Source organism: Marinobacter shunpengi, assembly GCF_045449695.1.
Taxonomy (GTDB): Bacteria; Pseudomonadota; Gammaproteobacteria; order Pseudomonadales; family Oleiphilaceae; genus Marinobacter.
On record NZ_JBJJKZ010000015.1, the window covers coordinates 90,939 to 114,221 of the forward strand.

At 61.2% G+C, this 23,283-nt stretch carries 19 protein-coding genes and 1 tRNA gene; 13 read left to right on the forward strand and 7 right to left on the reverse strand.

Annotated features, from left to right (window positions below):
* The first annotated feature begins 1 nt into the window (after position 1).
* From ispC to ACJO2E_RS12725, 10 genes are all read left to right on the forward strand, one after another.
* Positions 2–1,204, forward strand: a complete 1,203-nt coding sequence (ispC, locus tag ACJO2E_RS12680) for a 1-deoxy-D-xylulose-5-phosphate reductoisomerase (protein ID WP_406964772.1) — start codon at positions 2–4, stop codon at positions 1,202–1,204.
* Positions 1,205–1,247: 43 nt separating this feature from the next.
* Positions 1,248–2,597, forward strand: coding sequence for an RIP metalloprotease RseP (gene rseP / locus ACJO2E_RS12685; RefSeq protein ID WP_406964282.1), 1,350 nt, complete (start codon positions 1,248–1,250; stop codon positions 2,595–2,597).
* A gap of 44 nt (positions 2,598–2,641) precedes the next feature.
* Positions 2,642–4,963, forward strand: a complete 2,322-nt coding sequence (gene bamA, locus ACJO2E_RS12690) for an outer membrane protein assembly factor BamA (RefSeq protein WP_406964284.1) — start codon at positions 2,642–2,644, stop codon at positions 4,961–4,963.
* Positions 4,964–5,058: 95 nt separating this feature from the next.
* Complete coding sequence (locus ACJO2E_RS12695; RefSeq protein ID WP_406964286.1) at positions 5,059–5,586, forward strand: OmpH/Skp family outer membrane protein; 528 nt, start codon at positions 5,059–5,061, stop codon at positions 5,584–5,586.
* Position 5,587: 1 nt separating this feature from the next.
* The gene (gene lpxD, locus ACJO2E_RS12700; protein ID WP_406964288.1) at positions 5,588–6,613 is read left to right on the forward strand and encodes a UDP-3-O-(3-hydroxymyristoyl)glucosamine N-acyltransferase; all 1,026 of its coding nucleotides are present in this window, start codon (positions 5,588–5,590) and stop codon (positions 6,611–6,613) included.
* A gap of 12 nt (positions 6,614–6,625) precedes the next feature.
* Positions 6,626–7,063: a 3-hydroxyacyl-ACP dehydratase FabZ gene (gene fabZ, locus ACJO2E_RS12705; RefSeq protein ID WP_406964290.1), complete on the forward strand. Its 438-nt coding sequence runs from the start codon at positions 6,626–6,628 to the stop codon at positions 7,061–7,063.
* Entirely contained in the window at positions 7,063–7,854 is a 792-nt protein-coding gene (gene lpxA, locus ACJO2E_RS12710) for an acyl-ACP--UDP-N-acetylglucosamine O-acyltransferase (protein WP_406964292.1), read from the forward strand. Before fabZ ends, lpxA begins: the two co-directional genes overlap by 1 nt.
* A 53-nt stretch (positions 7,855–7,907) precedes the next feature.
* Complete coding sequence (lpxB, locus tag ACJO2E_RS12715) at positions 7,908–9,068, forward strand: lipid-A-disaccharide synthase (RefSeq protein WP_406964774.1); 1,161 nt, start codon at positions 7,908–7,910, stop codon at positions 9,066–9,068.
* Entirely contained in the window at positions 9,068–9,760 is a 693-nt protein-coding gene (gene rnhB, locus ACJO2E_RS12720; protein ID WP_406964294.1) for a ribonuclease HII, read from the forward strand. The genes lpxB and rnhB overlap by 1 nt, the downstream gene beginning before the upstream one ends.
* Before the next feature lie 111 nt (positions 9,761–9,871).
* Positions 9,872–9,948: transfer RNA gene (locus tag ACJO2E_RS12725), tRNA-Met, on the forward strand.
* A gap of 290 nt (positions 9,949–10,238) precedes the next feature.
* Here the strand turns inward: ACJO2E_RS12725 and ACJO2E_RS12730 are convergent.
* The 4 genes from ACJO2E_RS12730 to ACJO2E_RS12745 all read right to left on the reverse strand — a co-directional run bounded on the left by ACJO2E_RS12730 (position 10,239) and on the right by ACJO2E_RS12745 (position 14,169).
* Positions 10,239–10,622: a hypothetical protein gene (locus ACJO2E_RS12730; protein WP_406964295.1), complete on the reverse strand. Its 384-nt coding sequence runs from the start codon at positions 10,620–10,622 to the stop codon at positions 10,239–10,241.
* Positions 10,623–10,624: 2 nt separating this feature from the next.
* Positions 10,625–11,284 (reverse strand): hypothetical protein, encoded by a 660-nt coding sequence (locus ACJO2E_RS12735; protein ID WP_406964297.1) that lies wholly within the window; start codon positions 11,282–11,284, stop codon positions 10,625–10,627.
* 352 nt (positions 11,285–11,636) lie between these two features.
* Positions 11,637–13,115, reverse strand: a complete 1,479-nt coding sequence (locus ACJO2E_RS12740; protein WP_406964299.1) for an amidase — start codon at positions 13,113–13,115, stop codon at positions 11,637–11,639.
* Positions 13,116–13,134: 19 nt separating this feature from the next.
* A complete protein-coding gene (locus tag ACJO2E_RS12745; protein WP_406964300.1) occupies positions 13,135–14,169 on the reverse strand; it encodes a hypothetical protein in 1,035 nt (344 codons plus the stop codon).
* A gap of 224 nt (positions 14,170–14,393) precedes the next feature.
* On the opposite strand from ACJO2E_RS12745, the gene ACJO2E_RS12750 reads away from it, so the two are divergent.
* On the forward strand, positions 14,394–16,154 hold the full coding sequence (locus ACJO2E_RS12750; protein ID WP_406964301.1) for an autotransporter assembly complex protein TamA: 1,761 nt from the start codon (positions 14,394–14,396) through the stop codon (positions 16,152–16,154).
* The gene (locus tag ACJO2E_RS12755; RefSeq protein WP_406964302.1) at positions 16,151–19,897 is read left to right on the forward strand and encodes a translocation/assembly module TamB domain-containing protein; all 3,747 of its coding nucleotides are present in this window, start codon (positions 16,151–16,153) and stop codon (positions 19,895–19,897) included. The genes ACJO2E_RS12750 and ACJO2E_RS12755 overlap by 4 nt, the downstream gene beginning before the upstream one ends.
* 18 nt (positions 19,898–19,915) lie before the next feature.
* On the opposite strand, the gene ACJO2E_RS12760 is transcribed toward ACJO2E_RS12755, so the two are convergent.
* From ACJO2E_RS12760 to ACJO2E_RS12770, 3 genes are read right to left on the reverse strand one after another with little or no spacing between them, the layout of a single operon-like run.
* Positions 19,916–20,623, reverse strand: a complete 708-nt coding sequence (locus ACJO2E_RS12760; RefSeq protein ID WP_406964303.1) for an SIMPL domain-containing protein — start codon at positions 20,621–20,623, stop codon at positions 19,916–19,918.
* Between the two features lie 26 nt (positions 20,624–20,649).
* The gene (locus ACJO2E_RS12765; protein ID WP_406964304.1) at positions 20,650–21,393 is read right to left on the reverse strand and encodes a gamma-glutamyl-gamma-aminobutyrate hydrolase family protein; all 744 of its coding nucleotides are present in this window, start codon (positions 21,391–21,393) and stop codon (positions 20,650–20,652) included.
* A complete protein-coding gene (locus ACJO2E_RS12770; RefSeq protein ID WP_406964305.1) occupies positions 21,386–22,381 on the reverse strand; it encodes an amidoligase family protein in 996 nt (331 codons plus the stop codon). The genes ACJO2E_RS12765 and ACJO2E_RS12770 overlap by 8 nt, the downstream gene beginning before the upstream one ends.
* A gap of 249 nt (positions 22,382–22,630) precedes the next feature.
* Between ACJO2E_RS12770 and lexA the strand changes: the two genes are divergently transcribed.
* Positions 22,631–23,239 carry a transcriptional repressor LexA gene (gene lexA / locus ACJO2E_RS12775; protein WP_406964307.1) on the forward strand — a complete coding sequence of 203 codons (609 nt, stop codon included), beginning with the start codon at positions 22,631–22,633 and terminating at the stop codon, positions 23,237–23,239.
* The last annotated feature ends 44 nt before the right edge of the window (positions 23,240–23,283 follow it).

Consider the following 23,283-nt stretch of genomic DNA (forward strand, 5'->3'; position numbering starts at 1 on the left):
CATGTCACAGAAACGTCACCTGACCGTTCTCGGTGCGACCGGATCCATCGGTTTGAGTACGCTGGATGTGGTCCGGCGCCATCCGGACCGTTTCGGTGTCCATGCGCTGACCGCCGCCACCAGTGTCGCGGACATGGAGCGGCTATGCCGGGAATTCCACCCCGCCGTGGCGGTCATGGCCGACGCCGACGCCGCAGCGCAACTGGCCAAGGCCCTGCGGGACCTGCCGGAAGTGGACGTGCGTGCCGGTGAGGCGGGGCTGGCGGAGGTGGCATCCAGCCCGGCTGCGGATACTGTCATGGCGGCCATTGTCGGTGCCGCCGGTCTGGCGCCCACCCTGGCTGCGGTGGAGGCTGGCAAGCGGGTGCTACTGGCCAACAAGGAGTCGCTGGTCATGTCCGGCCGGCTGTTCATGGATGCGGTGGCCCGTTCCGGGGCCGAGCTGTTGCCCATCGATTCGGAACATAACGCCATCTTCCAGTGCCTGCCTCCGGATCGGGTTCGGGACCTGCCGGGAGCAGGGGTGCGGCGTATCCTGCTGACCGCCTCGGGCGGTCCCTTCCGGACCCATTCCCCGGAAATGTTGCGAAATGTTACTCCGGCCCAGGCCTGCAAACACCCCAACTGGTCCATGGGACAGAAAATCTCTGTGGATTCCGCCACCCTGATGAACAAGGGGCTGGAGCTGATTGAAGCCTGCTGGCTGTTCAACACCACGCCGGAGCATATCGAGGTCCATGTGCATCCGGAAAGCATCATCCACTCCATGGTGGAATACGTGGATGGCTCGGTGCTGGCGCAGCTTGGCAGTCCCGATATGCGCACCCCCATCGCCAATGGCATGGCCTGGCCTGAGCGGGTGGAATCCGGGGCCGAGCCCCTGGACCTGTTTGCCCTGGGGCGCTTTCATTTCGAGCGTCCGGACACAGGGCGCTTTCCCTGCCTGCGGCTGGCGGCCGAGGCCTTTCGGGCGGGGGGCACGGCCCCGGCAATCCTGAATGCGGCCAATGAGCAGGCGGTCAGCGCTTTCCTTGCGGGAGAGCTTTGTTTTGCCGATATCCCGGTTATCATAGAGCAGACCCTGGCGTCGGTGACTGTCCAGCCGGCGGACAGTTTTGACGGCATCATGACGGCTGACGCCCGTGCCCGTGAATGGGCCAGGGGCGAGATTGACCGCCTCGCCCGACGATCACTGGCGACCTGATGTCAGTCCAGAAGCAACAACGGCCGGATGGGATCCTGATTGCATGCTAGATTTTCTCCAGACAGTACTGGCCCTGATTGTCACCCTGGGTATCCTGGTGACCATCCACGAGTACGGGCATTTCTGGGTGGCCCGCCGTTGCGGGGTCCGCGTGCTGAGGTTTTCGGTGGGGTTTGGTAATCCGATCTTTTCCCGCTACGACCGGCATGGTACCGAGTTTGCCGTGGCGGCCATTCCCCTGGGCGGTTACGTCAAGATGCTGGACGAGCGCGAAGGTCCGGTACCGGAAGACCAGCGCCACGAAGCCTTCACCTCCAAGCCGCCCGGCCAGCGGATTGCCATTGCCGCGGCCGGCCCCGCCGCCAACTTCATCTTCGCCATTGCGGCCTACTGGCTGCTCAGCGTGGTGGGTTTCACCACGGTGGCTCCCATCACCGGTGAAATCACCGAAGGCTCCATTGCCGACAACATGGGGCTTCGCTCGGGCATGGAGATCCTCCAGGTGGACGACCGCGATGTGACCTCCTGGCGTGACATTAATATGCGCCTGCTGGAGCGTGCGGGCGAGGATAGCATGGTGTCCATTACCGTCAGTGACGGCCAGGGGCGCCGTACCCTGAGTGCCGATCTTGATGGCTGGCAGTTGCCGGACGAGAATCCGGCCCCGCTCACTCAGTTCGGCCTGACACCGATGCGGCCTGATGTACCCGCGGTGATCGGTGAAGTGGTTGCGGGCGGTCGGGCGGAAGCCGGCGGATTGCAGGAAGGGGACCGGGTAGTTGCCGTGGATGGGGAGCCGGTGTCCGACTGGTATGCCCTGGTTGAGCGCATCCAGCAGTCTCCGGGGCAGACCCAGCAGTGGCTGGTGGAGCGCAACGGTGACCAGCGGTCGCTTGACGTGACGCCCGATATTCGCCAGGTGGATGGCGAGGAGCAGGGCTATGTGGGTGCCGGCGTGGCCCCCGTGGATTGGCCGGACCATATGCTGCGGGAGGTCCGTTATGGTCCCCTGGCGGCGATTCCCAATGCGGTCTCGGAAACCTGGTCCGATACCCGGTTGACCCTGGTGGCCATACAAAAGATGATTACCGGTCTGTTGTCGCCGACCAACCTCAGCGGGCCGATCACTATCGCCCGGGTAGCGGAGGCCAGCGTCAGCTCCGGATTCGAGGACTTTGTCCGCTTCCTGGCCTACCTGAGCGTGAGCCTGGGCATCCTCAATCTGTTGCCCATCCCCGTCCTGGACGGCGGGCACATCGTTTATTACACCATCGAGGCCATTCGCCGGCGCCCATTGTCTGAACAGGTTCAGGCGCTTGGATTACGTATCGGTATGGCCATGATTCTGACATTAATGGTGTTTGCTCTTTACAACGACCTGATGCGGTTGTGAGAATTGCGAGCTCCTTACGCGCATTAAACAGGCGATTTAACTTAATGAGACGTTCTTTACTGGGTGCAGCGATTGGCCTCGTACTGGCTGGTATTGCCAGTCAACCGGCCGCAGCAGAAGAGTTTACGGTAGCTGATATCGAGGTCGAGGGCCTGCAACGGGTATCGGCCGGCAATGTTTTCTCTGCTTTTCCGGTAGGCATCGGCGAGTCCCTCAGTGAGCAGGAGCTGGCCGAGGCCATCCGCGCCCTGTTCCGAACCGGCCTGTTTACCGATATCGAGGCATACCGGGACGAGGGCACCCTGATACTGGCGGTGCAGGAACGTCCGGCCATTGCCTCCATTGAGATTGAGGGCAACAAGAACATTGAAACCGAGATGTTGATGGACGCCCTCGCCGGTGCCGGTCTGCAGGAAGGTCAGGTATTCCGCCGGGCCACCCTGGAGCGGCTGGAGCTGGAGATCCTCCGGTCCTACGTCGGTCAGGGCCGCTATAATGCGCGGGTTACTGCCACGGCCGAGGAACTGCCCCGCAATCGCGTGGCGGTGCGACTGGATATCAATGAGGGCGATGTGGCGGCGATCCGCCATATCAATATTGTTGGCAACGAGGCCTTCGACGACGAGGAACTCCTGGAGCTGTTCGAATTGCGCGAGAGCAGCTGGTGGAATTCCCTGACCAGCAAGGACAAATACGCCCGTGAGCGGCTCAGTGGTGACCTTGAGTCACTGCGATCCCATTATCTGGATCAGGGCTACCTGGATTTCAACATTGAATCCAGTCAGGTGTCCATCTCCCCGGACAAGCAGGATGTCTTCGTGGCGGTGTCCGTCAACGAAGGCAACAAGTACACCATCTCCGATATTCAGCTACGGGGCGAGCTAATCGTACCGGAAGAGGAATTGCGGGAGCTGATCGAGCTTGAGCCGGGGGACACCCTGTCACAGTCGGCCCTTACCGCCACCTCCGAGCGCCTGTCCCGACGCCTTGGTCGTGAGGGCTATACCTTCGCCAACGTGAATGCCATTCCCGAATCCGATTCCGAGGATACGGCTACCGTGACCTTTTTCGTGGAGCCGGGCAACCGCACCTACGTGCGTCGCATCAACTTCGAGGGTAACGTCACCACCAAGGACGAGGTGTTGCGCCAGGAGATGACCCAGATGGAGGGTGGGGTAGCGTCCACCGACCGGATCGAGTTCTCCAAGGCCCAGCTTGAACGGCTGGGGTTCTTCCAGTCGGTGACCGTGGACACCACACCGGTGCCCGGTTCCGACGACCTGGTGGATGTGACCTACACGGTCGAGGAGCAGCCAACGGGCAGCCTGTCCGCATCCATTGGTTTCTCCCAGGTGTCCGGCGTGATCCTGGGGGCCAATATTTCCGAGAACAACTTCTTCGGGACCGGCAAGCGCGTGTCCATCGGCGCCAACTTCAGCGACTCCATCAAGAGCGCGAATTTCTCCTACGAGGATCCCTATTACACGGTGGATGGCGTCAGCCGTGGGTTCAGCCTGTTCGCCCGGGAAACCGACTTCGAGGAGCAGGACATTTCATCCTACCTGCTGGACGAATACGGCGGTCGTCTGACGTTCGGTTACCCGATCGACAGCTACACCCGCCTCAATTTCGGGGTTGGCTATACTCTCTCCAAGATCCAGCAGGGTTCCTATACGTCGGATGAAGTCATAGATTTTATCGAGGATGAGGGTGACAAGTTTGGTAACTACTTCCTGACGGGCTCCTGGCGTCGCAGCACCCTCAACCGGGGCGTGCTGCCCACGGATGGTTACAGTAACAGCCTGTCGGCGGATATTGCTGTGCCGGGCAGTGACCTGACGTTCTACAAGCTCCGTTACCGTGGCGACAGTTTCTGGCCGCTGAATGAGGAAGAGACCTGGATTATCCGCACCCGGGGAGAAGTGGGCTACGGTGATGGCTACGGGGATCGTTCCCAGATGCCGTTCTATGAGCATTTCTATGCCGGTGGCTATGGCTCTGTCCGTGGCTACCGGGCAAACTCCCTGGGTAACCGGGTGGATAACAACAACCCGAACGACAGTGATGATGACGATCCTTTCGGTGGTAACTTTCTGACGGAGGCGAGCCTGGAGTTGATCGTGCCCACGCCGTTCGCCGGGGATACCCGCAGTATGCGGACGTCGTTCTTTCTGGATGCCGGCCAGGTGTTCGACTCGACCCGCGGTTTTGATCCGGACATCGGTGAGATCCGGACGTCTGTTGGTATCGGGTTCCAGTGGGTGACCGTGGTTGGCCCGCTTGCCTTCAGTCTGGCCCAGCCCCTCACGGATCAGAGTGGCGACGAGACCCAGGTGTTCCAGTTCTCCCTGGGGCAGAGTTTCTGAGGGGTTGGTCGAGGTGGTGAAGAGCGTCACCTCAGGGCAGGGGAGGTTTCGGCACAATGGTGCCGGAACCCAGGTGTAATCAAGGAGATAGTACGATGGTTGGTTTGAAGGAAACTGTAAAACAGATAATCAGTCTACGCGCACTGGCCATGGTATCCGCCTTGCTGGTCGCCCTTCCCGTGGTGGCTGATACCCGTATTGGTGTCGTTGATCTGCGCAAGGCGCTGTTCTCGTCGGAAGATGCCCAGGCGTTCAGCGAGCAATTACAGCGGGACTTTGCCGGCACCGAAGAAGAGGTCCGCAAGGTTCAGCAGGAGGCGCGGAACCTGCAGGAACGCCTGCAGAAGGACGGCGCCATGATGAATGAGAGCGAGCGGGAGCAGCTTACGCAAGAGTTCCAGCGCAAAGCCCAGGAATTCGCCCAGAAAAAGCAGCAGCTGGACCAGACCCTCAACAGCCGCAAGCAGACGTTTCTGGACGAGGCCCGTCCAGAGGTGGATGCGGCGGTGAAAGAGCTGATGGAAGAACACGATCTGGACATCATCCTGCCATCGGAGACCGTGGTCACTGTGAAACCGGAGCTTAACCTGACCGATGAACTCCTGGAGAAGCTGAACCAGTAACATGGCCACCAAACGCATGACACTGGCGGAGATCGCCAGCGCCCTGGGAGCGGAGCTGCGGGGCGATCCCGACCTGGAAATCACCGGTCTGGCCCCCCTGGAGGCCGCCGGCCCGGACCAGTTGAGCTTCCTGGCGAACCCTGCCTACAGCCGGCACCTGGGGGAGAGCCGGGCCGGTGCCGTGCTGATCTCGCCGGCCATGGCGGAACCAACACAGACCAATGTCCTGTTACTGGACGACCCCTACCTTGGTTATGCTCGCATCAGCCGTTATTTCGATACCTCGCCAGCACCGGCAGCAGGGGTGCACGCCACGGCGGTGATTGACCCCTCGGTGGCGGTCCCGGATAGCGCCAGCGTAGGCCCCTATGTGGTGATTGAGGCTGGAGTCACCCTGGGCGAACGGGTGGTCATTGGCGCCCATTCGGTGATCGGTGCCGACTGCTCGCTCGGGGATGACTGTGTCCTGAGGCCGAGGGTTACCCTTGCCCATGGCGTCACCATGGGGCAGCGCTGCCATATTCTCAGCGGTGCCGTCATTGGCTCCGATGGCTTTGGTTTCGCGGTACACAAGGGCGAATGGCACCGTATTGCCCAGATAGGTGGCGTTACCCTGGGGGACGATGTGGAAGTGGGTGCCAACACCGCCATAGACCGGGGGGCGCTTGAGGATACCCGCCTGGGCAATGGCGTGAAGATTGATAACCTGGTGCAGGTGGCCCATAACGTGCAAATCGGCGACCACAGTGCGCTGGCGGGTAAGGTGGGTATTGCCGGCAGTACCCATATCGGCCGCCACTGCATGTTTGGGGGTGCTTCCGGTGTCAGTGGTCACCTGACCATTGCTGACGGTGTCCAGGTGACGGGCATGACCATGGTCACCGGTGATATCCGTGAGCCGGGCGTGTATTCTTCCGGCACCGGACACATGAATAACCGCGAATGGCGCAAGAACGCTGCTCGCTTCAGACAGCTGGATGCCATGGCGCGCCGGTTGAAGGAACTGGAAAAGAAAATTGAGGGCTGAGGCCAGAACCCGATGATGAAAATTGATGAAATTATGGACTTCCTGCCACACCAATACCCCTTCCTGCTGGTGGATCGGATTATTGAGGTGGAAAAAGGACAATCGATTGTCGGTTACAAGAACGTGACGATCAATGAACCCTTCTTTACCGGGCATTTTCCCGGTAAGCCGATCATGCCCGGGGTATTGATCATTGAGGCCATGGCCCAGGTCTCCGGTATTCTGGGGTATGTGACCGCGGGTCGCTCCGCCGCTGACGGCTCCATCCACCTGCTGGCTGGCTCCAACAAAGCCCGGTTCAAGCGCCCGGTGGTGCCGGGGGATCAGCTCCGACTTGAATCCCGGCTGCTTTCCAACAAACATGGTATATGGAAGTTCGACTGTCGCGCCCTGGTGGACGGCGAGGTGGTCTGCGTTGCTGAAGTCATGTCCGCTGAGAGAGACGCTTGATGACCGATAAGAACTGGACCGGTGTCCATCCCCAGGCAATCGTCGATCCGTCCGCAAAGCTGGCGGATGGCGTGACTGTGGGGCCATGGAGCTACATCGGACCTGAGGTCGAGATCGGTGAGGGCACCGAAGTGCTCTCCCATGTGGTGATCAAGGGCCCGACGGTTATTGGTCGTAATAACCGTATCTTCCAGTTCGCCAGTGTCGGCGAGGACTGTCAGGACAAGAAGTACGCGGGCGAACCCACCACCCTGGTGATCGGCGACAACAATATCATCCGCGAGAACTGCACCATTCACCGGGGCACCATCCAGGACCGGGGCGAGACCCGCATCGGCAACCACAACCTGTTGATGGCCTATGTCCACGTGGCCCACGATTGCGTGATCGGTGACAACACCATCCTGGCCAACTGTGCCACGTTGGCGGGGCACGTCTACATCGGTGACTGGGCCATCCTGGGCGGCGGCACCATGGTGCACCAGTTCTGCCATATCGGCCCCCACAGCATGAGTGGCGGGGGCAGTATCGTTCTCAAGGACATACCCGCCTACGTCATGGCCAGTGGCCAGTCCGCGAGCCCCCACGGCATCAACGTTGAGGGGCTGCGCCGCAGGGGGTTCAGCAAGGACGTGCTGACCGCGCTTCGCCGGGCCTATAAGGTCATCTACCGCCAGGGCCTGACCACAGCCCAGGCCCTTGAGGAGCTCCGGAAGCACTGGCCGGACCTGCCGGAAATGCAGCCGCTGATGGAGTCCCTCCGGATCGCGGAACGTGGCATTGTCCGCTAGGGCTGGTGGTGAGTTCCGTCGTCCCGTCACCCGTAGAGACAGATTCCTCCGGCGTGGTCAGCCATGATCGGCTGACCTTCGCCCTGGTGGCCGGAGAGGTCTCCGGTGACATCCTCGGTTCCGGTCTGATCCGTTCCCTTCGCAAACGTTATCCCAACGCCCGTTTTGTCGGCATTGGCGGTGAGGACATGATTGCCGAGGGCTTCCATTCCCTGGTACCCATGGAGCGACTGTCGGTGATGGGACTGGTGGAGGTCCTTGGGCGCCTACGGGAGCTGTTCTCCATTCGGGCCCGCCTGATGGACTACCTGCTGACCACACCGCCGGACGTGGTCATCGGAATCGATTCCCCGGATTTCACCCTGGGTGTTGAGGAGCGATGCCGCAAGGCCGGTATACCCACGGTTCACTACGTCAGCCCTTCGGTATGGGCCTGGCGCCAGAAGCGCATCGTGGGTATAGCCCGGTCCGTGGACCTGATGCTGACCCTGTTGCCCTTCGAGGCGCAGTTCTACGAAGACCACGGGGTGCCCGTCTCATTCGTGGGACACCCGCTGGCGGACCGGATTCCCATGGTGACGGACACAGGCGGCGCCCGGGATAACCTGGGGCTGGACCGGGACCGACCGGTCCTGGCCATCCTGCCCGGAAGCCGTGGCGGCGAGGTGGAAAAGCTGGGTACCCTGTTCCTGCAAACCGCCCAGAGGCTGCAGGCGGAACACCCGGACCTGCAGCTTGTGGTGCCTTGTGTGAATCGTGATCGGGAAGCACAGGTACGGACATTGGCGGAGGCTCTGGAGGTAAAGTTGCCACTTACCCTCGTCCGTGGCCGTTCACGGGAAGTCATGGCGTCTGCAGATGTGGTCCTGCTGGCTTCCGGTACCGCTACGCTTGAGGCAATGTTGCTCAAGAAGCCCATGGTTGTGAGCTATCGGTTGAACCGGCTGACCTTTGCCCTGGTGTCGAGGCTGGTGAAGGTATCCTGGGTGTCCCTGCCCAACCTGCTGGCCGGGAAGGCGCTGGTGCCTGAATTGCTGCAGGACGACGCCACGCCCGAACGTCTCGCCGGGGCCGTGCTGGAACAACTGGATAATCCGGAGGAGCGTGATCACCTGAAGCAGGCCTTCACGGAGCTCCATGAAACGCTTCGGCGCAATGCCGACGAACGGGCGGCCGAAGCGGTTAGTGAACTCGTGCAAAGGGCAGGGCGCTGATGGCCGGCAAGACGATTCTCCCCCCCTTTGAGTGCCGCTACCAGGGCTGGAAGCTGGCCGGTGTGGATGAGGTGGGGCGCGGCCCCCTGGCCGGGCCGGTGGTGACCGCTGCCGTGATCCTGGACCCGGACCGTCCCATCGATGGGCTGGCGGATTCCAAGCGCCTGACGGAGAAGCGCCGGGAGCGATTATACGACGAGATCATCGAAAAGGCTGCGGCCTGGAGCCTGGGCCGTTGTGAGGCGGATGAGATCGACCGGCTCAATATCTATCAGGCTACGTTGCTGGCCATGGAAAGGGCAGTGGCCGGGCTGACCATTGCACCGGAGTATGTGCTGGTGGACGGCAATCGCTGCCCGCGCTGGCACTGGCCTTCGGAGCCGGTTATCAAGGGTGATGGCCGGGTCGCGGCGATCAGTGCCGCCTCCGTACTGGCCAAGGTGACCCGTGACCGGGAGATGGTGGCCCTGGAGGACACCTATCCGGGCTACGGCCTTGGCAGCCACAAGGGATACCCGACACCGGTCCATGTGGAGGCACTCAACCGCCAGGGTGTCACCCCGATCCACCGGCGTTCGTTCCGCCCGGTGCAGGAGGCACTGACCCTGGTGGGTGAGTGGCAGGGAGCGGTTGCGGAAACCCCCTATGACGATTTGCACTGGCCGGAAGATCTTTTTGAAAATACCCGTTGACAGCCCAGCAACGAATCCTTAATATACGCACCACGTTGAGCGGCGAAGCAAAGCAAAAACGCTTCCAAAACAAAAGCTTACCAGTAGCTTTTGGCTTAACAACAAGTTTGATGCGGGGTGGAGCAGTCTGGTAGCTCGTCGGGCTCATAACCCGAAGGTCGTTGGTTCGAATCCAGCCCCCGCTACCATATTGAGAAAAGCCAGCTTCTACTGGCTTTTCTCGTTTTTGGTGGGGGCTTTTTGAGTCAGCACTATTTATTCGCACTACGTGTGGTATTGCTGCTGCCGCAGGCGCTCCACCGCGCCTGCTCCCCGCTACCATATTGAAAAAGCCGATCTTTGGATCGGCTTTTTTCGTTTCTAGTGGGGGGCTTTTGAGTCGCCACTTTTTATCGGCACTACGTGCCGTATGATTGGCGCCGCGGAAGCTCAACCGCTTCCGCTCCCCGCTACCAATAGGAGAAAACCAGCTCTGTGGTTATGGCTCTACTGCTGTGAGCGAGTGTCCATTAGCCAGATGAAGAGAGTATCCGTCCCATCCATGAATGAATGATGGATCAGAAACAGCTTCAGGAATGCCATCTGGTCCCGAATATTCCATGAGACCGTCATACTCAATGTCACCGGTAGAATCGTTGTAGATTTCAGCACTTACTGCGTTTGGGTCGGTGCTGTCCACAGTGATTTTTATGAAGTTACCACCATCAATTCCCCCGGCCCAGAAAGTATCTGCCGGGACCGAGGCGGGTTTGTTTGGAGTTTCAACTTTGGTCTCCTCGACTTGAATGGCCGAAGGTGTGAAATAAAAATATGAAAAGACGATTGCTACTAATACGATGATTGATACTAGGATTTTTTTCATGTTTACTGCCCAACCGCATTTTCGTTTCGACCGATCGTAAACCTATTGGTTTTGGGGGAATACTCCAGAGGAGGGTAGTCATCCTGGATCTCAAGAATATAGGATACAGGCCTTGGGTCGAGCATCCAGGGAGTATCTAGGCCTGCTGACTTCAATGCGCCTTCCATGAAATGAACGCAACTATATGACACTAGGTTATAGGGCTCTCGATCAGCGGCACTGTTAAGCGCCATTCTGCCTTGGGCGAATTCAAGCACTGCATCAAATTCGTCGCCCATTTCAATGTAAGCGCCACTTATGCGACCATCTTTCCCTGATTTCCCAGATATTGTCCGGAGAACGTTGGTAAGTGACGGCGAACTTATAGAGCCACCTTGCCCGATAGTGACATCAGGAAGATTCCTGATTTTCTTGACCCAGCCCTTGCCGTTCGGATCGTACCTTCCATACTCATAGTATTTTGTTAAACCCGAGCGGCCATTGATGAATAGAATCCCCGCATGCCCGAGATTGTCTAGTTTGTTTTCTGTATGTGGAACTCTGACTTCGTTTGGAAATATGTCCACAAAGGGGAGCAGGTCTGGTACACCAATTTTGACAGGGGGAGTGTTAACGGTGATTTTATAGTCCGGAAAAACGATAGGTATGATTACGTCAGGCATTATGTTTTATACTCTCCATGTATTATTACGAGATCTCTGTCAAAAGATCACTCGATAGTGATGGAACAAAGCGTATGCGTGCTGCAACGGACATGGGAAACTGCAGGATACACAAAGTAGGTAGTTCCAAATTGGGTGAATCCTTTCCGCCAATCCGTTCAGACTCTATCAAAACCCGGTGATCAGTGCCATATGCAGTATTCGGTTGATCTGGAACCTGTATCACACCCTGACCCGGTGTCGAATTCGGAAGTTCCAAATTAAGTGACCTTTGGGTGTGGCACGCGATTACCCTGCTGTACCCGGAACTAGTCCCCAGGGAAAAACGGCGGGCAACCGTGGCACTTTCCCCTTAAAACCCCGGCGGCTGCTGAAACCCCGCCAGACCTCCATCCTCCAGCAGTCGTGCAAAGGCCAGGGTGGTCAGGTCCCGCCCCGGGGCGCCGATGATCTGCAGGTTGTAAGGCAGGCCTTCACGGGTGACGCCGATGGGCACCGAGGTGGCTGGCAGGCCCAGCAGGGTGGCCAGGGCAATCCAGCAGAACTGGTCGTGGTAGGGCCGGGTTTCGCCGTTGACCCGGATCTGGCGGCGATACTGGGGGTCGCGCTGGTCATGGGGGATGGCAGTGACCGGGTTGACCGGTGCGAGGATCACGTCCACATCCCGGAAGACCTCTTCCACCTGTTCCCGCATCTTCTCCCGGGTTTCGTTCCACTGCATCCAGCGGCCATGGCCCTGGCTGGTGCCCCGGGCGAACTCCGCCATGCCGTGGGTCATGGGGCCCATCTTACGCAGGGGTTTCTCGGCCAGGGCAAACAGCTTCAGCCGGCGTTTCTGCTGGCTGGTCATATCGACGCTCAGCAGGCTGCCCAGCAGGTTGAAGTAGACTGGCATGATCCGCTTGAGGGAGAGCAGGGGATGGTGCAGCGGGGTGACGAGGGCGCCCCGTTCCGCCAGGTTGTCCGACAGTCGCCGGTAGCCATTGCTCAGTTCATGATCCACCGGGCATACCGGGTCTTCGAACCAGAGGCCGACCCGGGCCTGCTCCAGGGATTCCAGGGTGGCCGGCTCCATGGCCAGTTGCCAGCTCCGGGCCTGGTGGGGGCGTGGGCCGGCAATCACTGTCAGCAGGGTTTCCAGGTCCCGGGCCGACCGGGCCATGGGGCCACCTTCCGCCAGGTCGGGCTGGCTTACCGTGCCGGGAGGACCGGGGACATGGCCCCGGAAGGATACCAGCGTCCGGCTGGGCTTGTGGCCGAATACCCCGCAGAAGTGGGTTGGAGTGCGGATGGAGCCGGCCAGGTCACTGCCTACCTCCAGGGGTGTCATACCCGCCGCCAGGGCCGCTGCGGCGCCGCCGGAGGATCCCCCTGGCGTGCGTTCCCGGTTCCAGGGGTTGTTGGTGGTGCCGTATACCTCGTTGTAGGTCTGGATGTCGGAGGTGAAGAACGGCACGTTGGTCTTGCCGATTACGATGGCGCCTGCGTCCAGCAGCCGCTGTACGATATCCGCCGGGTGATCCGGGTAGTGGCCGGCCAGCACGGGGGCGCCGGAGGTGCAGGTCATGCCCGGTACCTGCCAGCTATCCTTGAGGGTCAGCGGCACGCCCAGCAGGGCACCGCCCGGGCTGCCGGACTGGCGCAGGCGGTCGGCTTCCCGGGCTTCGGCCAGGGCCTGCTCCTCGTTCAGGGCGACCACGGCGTTCAGGGATGGGTTATGGGTCTTGATGCGGTCCAGCAGCGCCCGGGTCAGGTCTTCGCTGGTCAGCTTGCCAGCGTCCATCATCCGTACCAGCTCCTGGGCAGTACAGTAGTGCAATGGGTGATCCATGAGCGTCCCTCAGCCGATCCTATAACTGCTCGCGCCAGCGCTTGTGGTGTACCTGCTCCTTTATAGCGTCAATGATCTCCAGCGTCAGGTTGATCAATACCTCATTCCCCTGGCGCTGGCCCAATTCTGTATCCACGGTACCTTGTTGTGTCGTCAGTTGGGATGGATCCGGCAGCAGGGCGTCCACCAGGTCGTTGATAAAGTCATGGTTGCGGCTACTGGAGAGGTCTTCCATCACCTGGTTGAGGACATGGGCGGTAATGTCACCGACCACTTCTTCCAGGGTGCCCCGCACCTGGTTGCCAAAAATCGGCAGCAGCTTCAGGCGGGCCATCTCCGGGTTCTGGCGAATGGCCTCGTTGATACAGCTCTCCAGATACTGGCGCAGAGCGTCGCGATTGGGGATATAACCCTGGGAGGCCAGGTCCGCCACCCGGTCGGAAATCCATCCGATCAGCACGTCCTTGCGTGGATAGATGATGTCGCTCTGAACCTTCTCCATTAGCGGAGAGCCCCGGCGCACTTCGTCCTGAACTCCGCTCAGTACCTTGAGCACGATGCGATCGGACAGCTCTTCCATGAACGCCTCGTAATAAAAGGCAAGAAACTGGAACAGGCGGGTACGGGTAAAATCAATAATGCCGTAGCGGTGCAAACGATAGACAATACTGATGATACGAAGCACCCTCAGGAACCTCATGCCACTGGTGGGTATGCAGCCGAGGAGGTCATACCAGTGGATGAATGGATAGAAGTACCATCGCTGGTAGATCCCGCGCCATACCGCATAAAGCCAGCGTACGAAAAACTCTGTCAGGAAAATGCTGACGAAAATAAGGTCATAGAAGATGAAATTGCGGTGAACCGGCTGATAGACGTTGTAGAATGCTGGCAGGGATTCCCGGAAGAAATCCTGAATGGCTTCAAAGTGGTAGATGGAATCAAAGATGATCAGCGCCAGGTTGAGAACAAGCAGTCCGAGCATCAGGAAGTCGATGACAAACCAGATGGTCTGGTGGCTTTTCTTGAGATTCTCCCGATTGATGGTGAACATCCGCAGGTGGTAACTCCCGTAACGGCCTGGTCGTTTGACTGCAGTGTGCAGGTGTATTCAGAAAGCTTCTACATCACTGGGCCGGGGCCTTTGTATCCTGTTGTCAGAAGCTCCGCAACAGACTAGCGTATTTGGACGTTCACGACGAACCTGTAATACAGCCGAAGTTGTCCCCATACCGGACCCCATTCAACACCACAGGCCGTCGGCGACCGGAGTGGAATTTGCTAATCAGACAATTATCAGGAAGATACCGGACCGGTAAAGGCCTCCTCAAGTTACTTTTTCGGGTAGCCCTGGCGCTGATGCCGGTGGTTGGTTCCGCCAGCCAGGTGGATATTCGTATGGAGGGCGATTACCCGGATCTGCTGCAGAACGCCCGGGCGTTCGTCGGCGAGGTGGAGGGCCATGACCGGTCTTCCCTGCGTCGTTATGGGGACACCGTGGAGGAGCGCATCCAGCAGGCACTGCGTGCCCTCGGCTATTATGCCCCCGCCATTTCCCGGGAGCTCCAGGACGGCGACCCGCCGATGCTGGTGATGACCGTCACCCCCGGTGAACCGGTGCGGGTGATCTCCCGGGAGGTGACGATCACTGGTCCCGCCAGCGATGATCCCGAGTTCAGTGCCCCCTTTCCCCAGCAGCCTGCGGTGGGGGATGTGCTGAATCACGGTCAGTACGAATCACTTCGCCAGGCCATCAGCAGCCGTGCTTCCCGTCTGGGGTATTTCGATGGCCAGTTCGAGGAGCGCAGGCTGGCAGTGAACCCGCAAACCCGGGAGGCGGAAATCCGGCTGCGGTTTGCCAGTGGTGAGCGCTATCGCCTGGGGGAGGTCACCTTCAACGAGGACCACGTATTCGAACCCTCGTTCCTGCGGCGGTTTGTCCAGTTTGAACCCGGCACCCTGTACCATGCCGACAAGGTGGCTGACCTCAGCTCCAGCCTGTCCAACAGTGGTTATTTCTCCCAGTCCCTGGTGACGGCGCCGCCCAACGAGGCGGTTGACCGCGTGATTCCGGTATCCGCCAGGGTGAGTGAGCGGAAACCCCGCTCCCTTGGTGCCGGTGTGGGCTACTCCACGGACGTAGGCCCCCGTTTCCGGGGCAACTGGGAAGAACATTGGATCAATGCCCTGGGCCACCGGCGTGGTGCGGATATGGAACTGTCGGCGCCACGACAGAACCTCACCGGGTGGTATGAGATCCCCCTGGATCCGCCGATGACGGATTCCCTGCGGTTCGGCGTTGGGTACCAGCGTGAGGATATCGAGGATGTGGAATCCGACCGTTTCAGCATCGGCACCCAGTGGAAGCACGAGATGGAAAACGACTGGACGCGGGTGCTGTCCCTGCGTTGGGAGCGGGAGCGGTTCAACATCGGCAATTCCGAATCCGGCACCACCCGTCTGTTGCTGCCGGGCATTTCCCTGTCCAGACTGGAATCCGACTCACCCATCGACCCCTCCCGGGGGTACCGGTTGGGGGTTGATGTTACCGGGGGGCTGCGGGACTTGTTCTCTACGGTCGACGTGCTACAGGTCACCACCCAGGCCAAGGGGTTGATTACCCTGGCTGATAACCATCGTTTCCTTGGCCGGATTGACGTTGGCGCCGTTGCCACCAATGATTACTCCGCGATACCGCCGTCCCTGCGTTTCTTTACCGGTGGCGACCAGAGTGTCCGGGGGTACGGCTACGAGACCCTGACACCGGAGGATTCGGACGGCGCTGGCGTTGGTGGGCGCTACAAGCTGGTGGGCAGTGTGGAGTACCAGTACGAAGTGGCCGACAGGTGGCGGATCGCCACTTTCGTGGACAAGGGTAACGCTATCGATAATCTGGCCGATCCGTTGGCCACCGGTGTCGGTGTGGGCGTGCGCTGGATCAGTCCGGTGGGTCCCCTGCGGTTCGACATCGCCAGGGGGCTGGATGAAGAATTCGGCGGTGGCTGGCGATTCCACTTTTCCATGGGGCCGGAGCTATGAGCAGGGTGACATCGGTGCTGAAAACCGGGCTGAAATGGCTGCTGATCACCCTGTTGGTCATCCTGCTGCTGGTGGCACTGCTGATCGGAGCAATCCTGGTGGCATTGAGCTCCGATGCCGGCACCGCCTGGGTGCTCGAACAGGTTCCCGGGCTGGAGACCACGGACGCCCGTGGTTCCATCCTGGGGGAGTGGCAGGCTGGCCAACTCACCTGGCAGGGCTACGGCGTGCGGGTGGAGGCCGAATCTCCGCTGATCCGCTGGCGACCGGCCTGCCTGTTACGCCAGCGGGTCTGCCTGGAGCAATTGGAGGCGGACGCCCTCGACGTCACCCTGTCCGATACGGGGGCGGAGGAGGCGGACGGCGGTCTTATCGAATTGCCGGACATCGCCCTGCCGGTGAACCTCGATATTGGTTCTATTGAACTGGGCCCCTTCCACCTGAACGATACCCTGGTCTGGGATCGCCTGAGCCTGGGTGCGGGGGGCGGTGGTTCCGACTTTCACGTCCGGGAACTCACCCTGGTGCGGGAAGACATCACAGTGGCGCTGGATGGCCGCATTGAAACCCGTGGTGACTGGCCCCTGGCGGTGAACCTGGACCTGCAACTGCCACCACCCTCCGGGGACCAGTGGCGAGTAACCGGCGAACTCCGGGGCAGTGTACGGGACCTGCGCACCAGCCTGGTCTCGTCCGGCTACCTGGATGGTCGCGTGGAGGGCGAGCTGTCCCCCCTTGACCCATCGCTGCCGGCCTCCCTGGAGTTCCGGTCGGATCGTTTCCATGCACTGGAGACCCTGCCGGAAACCCTCGTGCTCAAGGACTGGACCCTGACCGCCCGGGGGAACCTGGAGAACGGCTATCGTCTCAATACCCGGGCCAACCTGCCAGGCCAGCAGGGAGATATCGGTCTCGATATCTCCGGTCGGGTGACTCAGTCGGAGGCGGATCGGTTGCAGCTGACCCTGAGCGGCCCCTCGGTGACCGGGGAGGGCCAGGCCGAACTGTCGGTGGATGGGCAGGTGTCATGGCAGGACCAACTGACGGCGGAGGCCCGGGTGGCGATGGGGGCCTTCCCCTGGTATTCGCTGTTGCCCGGGGTGCAGCCGCCACCGGTCACCATCCAGTCCCTGGAGGTCAGTGCAGAGTATGCCAACGAGCAGTACCAGGCCACCCTGAACCTGGCCGCCACGGGGCCCATGGGCGATTCCACCCTGGACACCCGGGTTGATGGTGATCTCCAGTCGGTGAAGTTGACCGAACTGGTCATGACCACCGGTGCCGGGCGCCTGGAGGGTGAGGCCGAGGTGGGTTTCGCCGACCGTCTGAACTGGCAGGCGGACCTGACCCTGCAGGGTTTCAACCCCGGGTTCTGGGTGCCCCAGGCCACCGCAAGCATCAGTGGTTCCGTCGCCTCCCGGGGACAGCTTGATGAGGAAGGCCGGCCGGATTTCACCGCCAACTGGGACCTGGACGGGCAGTGGCAGGAGGCACCTCTGGCCAGCCACGGGCAGGTGGAAGCCGCTGCCGGGCAGTGGCGGATTCCTGAGGTGCTGGCGAGCATCGGCGAGAACCGTGTCACCGCCTCGGGGCAGCTACAGGACCCGATGGAGCCGTCGGGGGAGTTGTCGGTTGAGGGCGCCGTGGAGCTGCCGGAGCCAGGCCTGATTGTGCCTGGCCTGGCAGGCACCCTGAACGGAACCGTCTCCCTGTCCGGGCCAATCCGGTTGCCCCAAGGCAATCTGGATCTCTCCGCCAGCCGTCTGGCCTGGCAGGATCAGGTCAGTATCGGGAGCCTGGACCTGCAGGCCCGGCTTGATGAGTCACAGTCACTGGATGCTGATTTGGCGGTGTCCTCCCTGCAGGCGGGCGGACAGACCGTGGAGCAGGCCGAGGCCGACCTTCAGGGTACCCTGGACGACCACCGCCTGACGCTGTCGGTACGGCATCCGGCGGCGGTGGTGGAAGCCGCCCTGTCCGGCGCCTGGCAGTCTGCGGGCGGCGGCCAGTGGCGGGGGCAACTGGCCAGCGGCGAAGTGGAGCTGAGCGGGCCTGATCAGACCTGGCGGCTGGAGGAGCCGGCCCCCATCGACTTTATCGACCAGACACTGACCCTGGGTGCCCACTGCTGGCGCTGGCAGGACAGCACCCTCTGTGCCGGCGAGCAAACGCTGTTTCCGGATACCGCACTGGCACTGGAGATCAATGATTTCCCCACGGCCACCCTGGCGCCACTGCTGCCGGAAACGGTGAGCTGGAACGCCATGATCAACGGTTCCCTGGATGTCGAACTGGAGGAGGATGGCCCCCGTGGAACCGTCCAGTTGGGGGCGGGCCCCGGCGAAGTCGTGGTGACCCTGGGGGGGGACCAGGAGACCCTGGCCTACCAGACCCTGGATGTGACTCTGGATATGGAGCCCCAGGTGGCCAGGGTGACACTGCGGTTCGATGGCGAGGATGTGGGCAGGCTGTCGGTGGACCTGTCGGTGGATCCCACCGCAGAGGAACTGCCGTCCACCGGCTCCTATGACATTGATGGGGTTGACCTGGAGATGCTGGGAACCTTTGTTGACCTGAAGGACATCGGCGGTCAGATCGCCGGCTCCGGTCGCCTGGAAGGTCCGCTGATGGCCCCCCAGGTATACGGGCAGGTTTCCCTCACCGGTGGCCGGGTGATCGACGAGAAGGTGCCCATCCCGGTGGAAGACCTTAATCTCCAGGCCAACTTCAACGGTAGCCAGGCGGACCTGGATGGTAGCTGGCAGAGCAATGGCACCGGGCGTGGCGAGATTGGCGGTAATGTGGACTGGTCCCGCGAGCTCCGGTTCACCATGACCCTGAAAGGCGAGAGGCTGCCCCTGCACTACGAGCCCTATGCGGACCTGGAGGTCTCCCCGGATCTGGAGATCCGTATGGCCGACGGCGGACTGAGTGTTGCCGGCAGGATTGCCATCCCCAAGGGGCGCATCGAAGTCCGGAAGTTGCCAGAGCAGGCGGTTGCAGTATCCGATGATGAGGTGATCCTGGGTGATGAGAAGGAATCCGAAGGCGGTCTGTCGCTGGATATGAACGTGACCGTGGTCGTGGGCGAGGAAAAGGTCAGCTTCGAGGGCTTCGGTGTTACCGGGGACCTGGAAGGGGAACTGAACATCGGTAACAACATGGACACCCGGGGCTCCCTGCAACTGGTGGGCGGGCAATACGAGGCCTTCGGCCAGGAGCTGGAGATACGGCGGGCGCGCCTGGTATTCCTGGGGCCGGTGAGCGAACCCTACCTGGATATCGAGGCCATTCGCGAGGTGGACGACGTGGTGGCCGGCATCCGCCTGTCCGGTCCGGCCAGGGAGCCGGAGACCGAGGTGTTCTCGGAACCGGCCATGTCCCAGAACGAGGCCCTGTCGTACCTGATCCTGGGGCGCCCCCTGCAGAGCCAGGGGGACCAGAACCAGGTCAGCCGCATGGCGCTGGCTCTGGGCCTGAACCGTGCCAGCGGGATTACCCGGGGTCTCGGTGAGGCGTTCGGCATCCAGGACCTGACCCTGGAGGCAGAAGGGTCAGGCGAGGATTCGGCGGTGGTAGCCAGTGGCTACCTGACCGAGGACCTCAGTATCCGCTACGGGGTGGGCCTGTTCGAGCCGGTGACTACCGTGGCCTTACGCTATGACCTCGGGCGCTATTTCTACATCGAGGCCGCCAGCGGACTGGCGGCCTCACTGGACATCTTCTACAACCGGGACTTCTGAGCCAGATATTATTCCGGCTCATTCCATGGTGAAGGTGGCCTGGACCGTGGCACTGATATCCCGGGGCCCGACTTCGCTGACCGTATCCGCCGTTGCCGAGGCCTCCTGCATGCGCATCATGATGGGACCACCGCCTGACGATTGCAGGTTCAGGGACTTGACCTCTCCGCAGTCCATGCCGAGCTGTTCCGCCGCAAACTGGCAGCGGTCCCGGGCGTTGCTGATCGCCTTGGCCAGGGCATCCTGCTGGAGTTGCTCCTCGGCGGAGTGGAAGAACTGGTGCTGGCCCAGGTTGTAGTTCATGCCCAGGTCCTGTGCCCTGGTGAGTACCGGGTTCAGCAGGGTCAGGTCATGGATTTCAAAGCTCACGGTCTGACTGGCGACGGCGATGATCTTCGGTTCCTCCGATTTGCCATTCCGGGGGTGGTGCTGCCGCTGGTAGAGGTGGGCCGAGGCGTCGCTGTAGTCCACCAGCTGGTCGCGGATATCGGTAATGCTCTCACGCCAGCGTTCCATCACGGCCCGAACCTCGCTGATGGCTTTGTCGGAATCTTCGTGCTCCGCCGTGACGGTGAAACTCAGACGGGCGCTGTCGGGTACGTACCTTACCTTTCCCTCGCCGGTCAGGCTGACCTCGGCGGGAGCGGCCAGGGCCGGTGCTATCGGCAGGACAAACAGGGCGGCCAGGGCTGGGGTGCCAATCAGGCGGGCGATACTACGGGTCATCGGTTTCTCCTTAATGATGTCGACAATCAGTCCGTTGGTTCGGGAAAATCCTCCCGGACCAGGCGGGCAAGTTTGAGTTGTTCGGCGGTATGCACGAAATCCGCAAAAATGCGCCGATGGGGGCCATGGTAGAGCAGGTATTCCGGGTGCCATTGCACCCCCATCAGCCATTGCCCGTGGGTGTTCTCGAATGCCTGTACAAACAGGTCGTCGTCCAGGGCACTGACCCTGAGCCCACGGCCAAGCCACTGGATGGCCTGGCTGTGGATGCGGTTGGCGCCGATACTTCGCGTCCTTATGATCCCGCCAAGCCGGGTTGGTTCCACAACGCGGATCCTTTGTAAGGGTAGCAGCAGTGGTCGATGGCGGGTATGAACCCTGAGCGGGGTCACGTCCTGGCACAGGGAGCCGCCCCGGTATACGTTGATCAATTGTGCGCCACGGCAGATCCCCAACACCGGCAGGTGCAGCCGCTCCGCTTCCCGCAGCAGCATCTGGTCGGTGCGGTCCCGCTTGCGGTCGTAACGGGCCTCCACCTGGGGCTGCTGGCCATACAGGTCAGGGTGGATATGCGTCCCGCCGGACAGCACGATGCCATCCAGTAGGGACACGTCGATGGGGCGTCCCGGGCGGATGAAATGGGTATGGGCCCCGTACAGCCGCAGCCCCAGGCTGATCAGCCGATCCGAGGTACGCCGGCGGGCGGGGCCGCTGATACCGATGGTCAGCCCCGGAACCTCCCAGTCGTCGTCGGTATGAGGGTCAGACATAACCTCGGTTCTCCAGCCATTGCTGGCACCGGCTGCGCCAGGTACTGGTCAGGTTTCTGAAGGACAGGGTCCGGCCCTCACGGAACAGGTCGTTCAGTTCCTTCTGCTGTTTGGGGTGTGACACGATCTGCTCCAGCACCACCCAGTCGTTCCAGACCGTGGAGAAATGCCAGGCGGGGTTGTCGATATCACAGTCCGGCAGCCGGTAATGCAGCGTTGGCCTGGACTTGATCCGGGGGTCATCCACGTACTCCGCAAGCAGGTCCGCGTCCAGGTGGGCGAACAGCGGCAGCAGGTCCAGGGCCCGGTTGCGGGTGGGGTTGTCTTCCAGGTAGTCACGCATCAGGCCCTCGAGGTCCGGGGCGTAGTCCTCCGCAATCAGGCGGTCCACATAACTGCCGGCCCAGGGTTCGATATAGTTGGTGAGCTTGCGGCTGAAATCCAGTTGGTGGCGGCCCTTGAGCCAGTCGTAGAGGGCGGCGAATGTCTGCAGGTAGCGGCGCAGGGTATCCGCATCCAGGTTCGGCAGCTCGGGGTTGAGCTGGAGACCGAAGGCGTAGAGTATGGCCTCCCGGCTGCCGACAGCGCCGGCTTCCCGCAACCGGTCCGACAGCCTCTCAATGGTATCGAGCTGGTCAAAGGGCACCGGCGGCGAGACAATTTCCAGGGGTACCAGGCGCTCAGCCGCGTAGTCGATCATTTCCATGGCATGGCCGCCGAGCTCCCGCAGGGATTCCGGCACCCGCTCATCCCGCAGGTCCAGCTCCTTGATGGGGTCGGAATCCAGTTCAACGGTGAACTCCCCCAGGGGGGTGTCCACCTTGCTTACATACCGGCCACTGTTGCTGGCGGTTCCGTCCAGGATTTCCGCGGCCAGGGCTACCAGTTTCTCGTAGCCCAGGCCCGAGATTTCGATCTCCACTCCCACACTTCTTGGCTTTCCGTCCCGCGTGGTCATCACGTCGGGCATCCTGCAGCGACTGGCCATGGGCGTTGCTCCCCGGTTCGGGTTGACTGTGGTGTGCCTGTCCATCCCGGTGGCCGGGATGGACTGTTGCGTTGAAAGACGTCTCGCCGTGACGGACATGCCGACTTCGAGCATACAGGGGTTTACACTGGATAAAATACTGTATAAAGTCTGAGTTACTGTATATAACCCCAGCATCGGCGGACAGCAGTCCAGCCATTGTGCCGGAGGAAGGCCGGGGCAGGAAACTGCCACAGGAGAGAAAACGCCATGAAACTGACTGCAAGACAGAGCCAGGTACTGGACATCATTCGCCGCTACGTGGATGAGACCGGCTATCCGCCGACCCGGGCGGAAATTGCCCTGGAACTGGGTTTCCGTTCCGCCAACGCCGCCGAGGAACATTTGCGGGCGCTGGCCCGCAAGGGCGCGATCGAGATGGTGCCCGGCACCAGCCGTGGTATCCGCCTGCCCGAGGAGGAGGAAGACCCCGGCCTGCCGGTGGTCGGCCAGGTGGCGGCGGGTAATCCGATCCTTGCCCAGGAGAACATCGAGGACTACTGCACCCTGCAGCCGGAGTTCTTCCATCCGTCAGCGGACTACCTGCTGCGGGTCAGGGGCATGAGCATGAAGGATATCGGCATCCTGGACGGCGACCTGCTGGCGGTACATCGCACCCAGGATGTCCACAACGGCCAGGTGGTGGTCGCCCGGGTGGGGGAAGAGGTGACGGTCAAGCGCTTCCGCCGCGAAGGTGCCCAGGTGCTGCTCATCGCCGAAAACGATGAATTCGAACCGATAGTGGTGGACCTGCGTGAGCAGGAGTTGGTGATTGAAGGGCTCGGGGTCGGCGTCATCCGCCGTTCCGACCTGCACTAGAAGTTTATCAAGTGGTCCCGGGCAGGGGCTGCAACGAATCCGGG

Coding starts and splice junctions, on each gene's coding strand:
- ispC (WP_406964772.1), top strand. CDS start 2: ATGTCACAGAAACGTCACCTGACCGTTCTCGGTGCGACCGGATCCATC.
- rseP (WP_406964282.1), top strand. CDS start 1,248: ATGCTAGATTTTCTCCAGACAGTACTGGCCCTGATTGTCACCCTGGGT.
- bamA (WP_406964284.1), top strand. CDS start 2,642: ATGAGACGTTCTTTACTGGGTGCAGCGATTGGCCTCGTACTGGCTGGT.
- ACJO2E_RS12695 (WP_406964286.1), top strand. CDS start 5,059: ATGGTTGGTTTGAAGGAAACTGTAAAACAGATAATCAGTCTACGCGCA.
- lpxD (WP_406964288.1), top strand. CDS start 5,588: ATGGCCACCAAACGCATGACACTGGCGGAGATCGCCAGCGCCCTGGGA.
- fabZ (WP_406964290.1), top strand. CDS start 6,626: ATGATGAAAATTGATGAAATTATGGACTTCCTGCCACACCAATACCCC.
- lpxA (WP_406964292.1), top strand. CDS start 7,063: ATGACCGATAAGAACTGGACCGGTGTCCATCCCCAGGCAATCGTCGAT.
- rnhB (WP_406964294.1), top strand. CDS start 9,068: ATGGCCGGCAAGACGATTCTCCCCCCCTTTGAGTGCCGCTACCAGGGC.
- ACJO2E_RS12730 (WP_406964295.1), bottom strand. CDS start 10,622: ATGAAAAAAATCCTAGTATCAATCATCGTATTAGTAGCAATCGTCTTT.
- ACJO2E_RS12735 (WP_406964297.1), bottom strand. CDS start 11,284: ATGCCTGACGTAATCATACCTATCGTTTTTCCGGACTATAAAATCACC.
- ACJO2E_RS12740 (WP_406964299.1), bottom strand. CDS start 13,115: ATGGATCACCCATTGCACTACTGTACTGCCCAGGAGCTGGTACGGATG.
- ACJO2E_RS12745 (WP_406964300.1), bottom strand. CDS start 14,169: ATGTTCACCATCAATCGGGAGAATCTCAAGAAAAGCCACCAGACCATC.
- ACJO2E_RS12755 (WP_406964302.1), top strand. CDS start 16,151: ATGAGCAGGGTGACATCGGTGCTGAAAACCGGGCTGAAATGGCTGCTG.
- ACJO2E_RS12760 (WP_406964303.1), bottom strand. CDS start 20,623: ATGACCCGTAGTATCGCCCGCCTGATTGGCACCCCAGCCCTGGCCGCC.
- ACJO2E_RS12765 (WP_406964304.1), bottom strand. CDS start 21,393: ATGTCTGACCCTCATACCGACGACGACTGGGAGGTTCCGGGGCTGACC.
- ACJO2E_RS12770 (WP_406964305.1), bottom strand. CDS start 22,381: ATGGCCAGTCGCTGCAGGATGCCCGACGTGATGACCACGCGGGACGGA.
- lexA (WP_406964307.1), top strand. CDS start 22,631: ATGAAACTGACTGCAAGACAGAGCCAGGTACTGGACATCATTCGCCGC.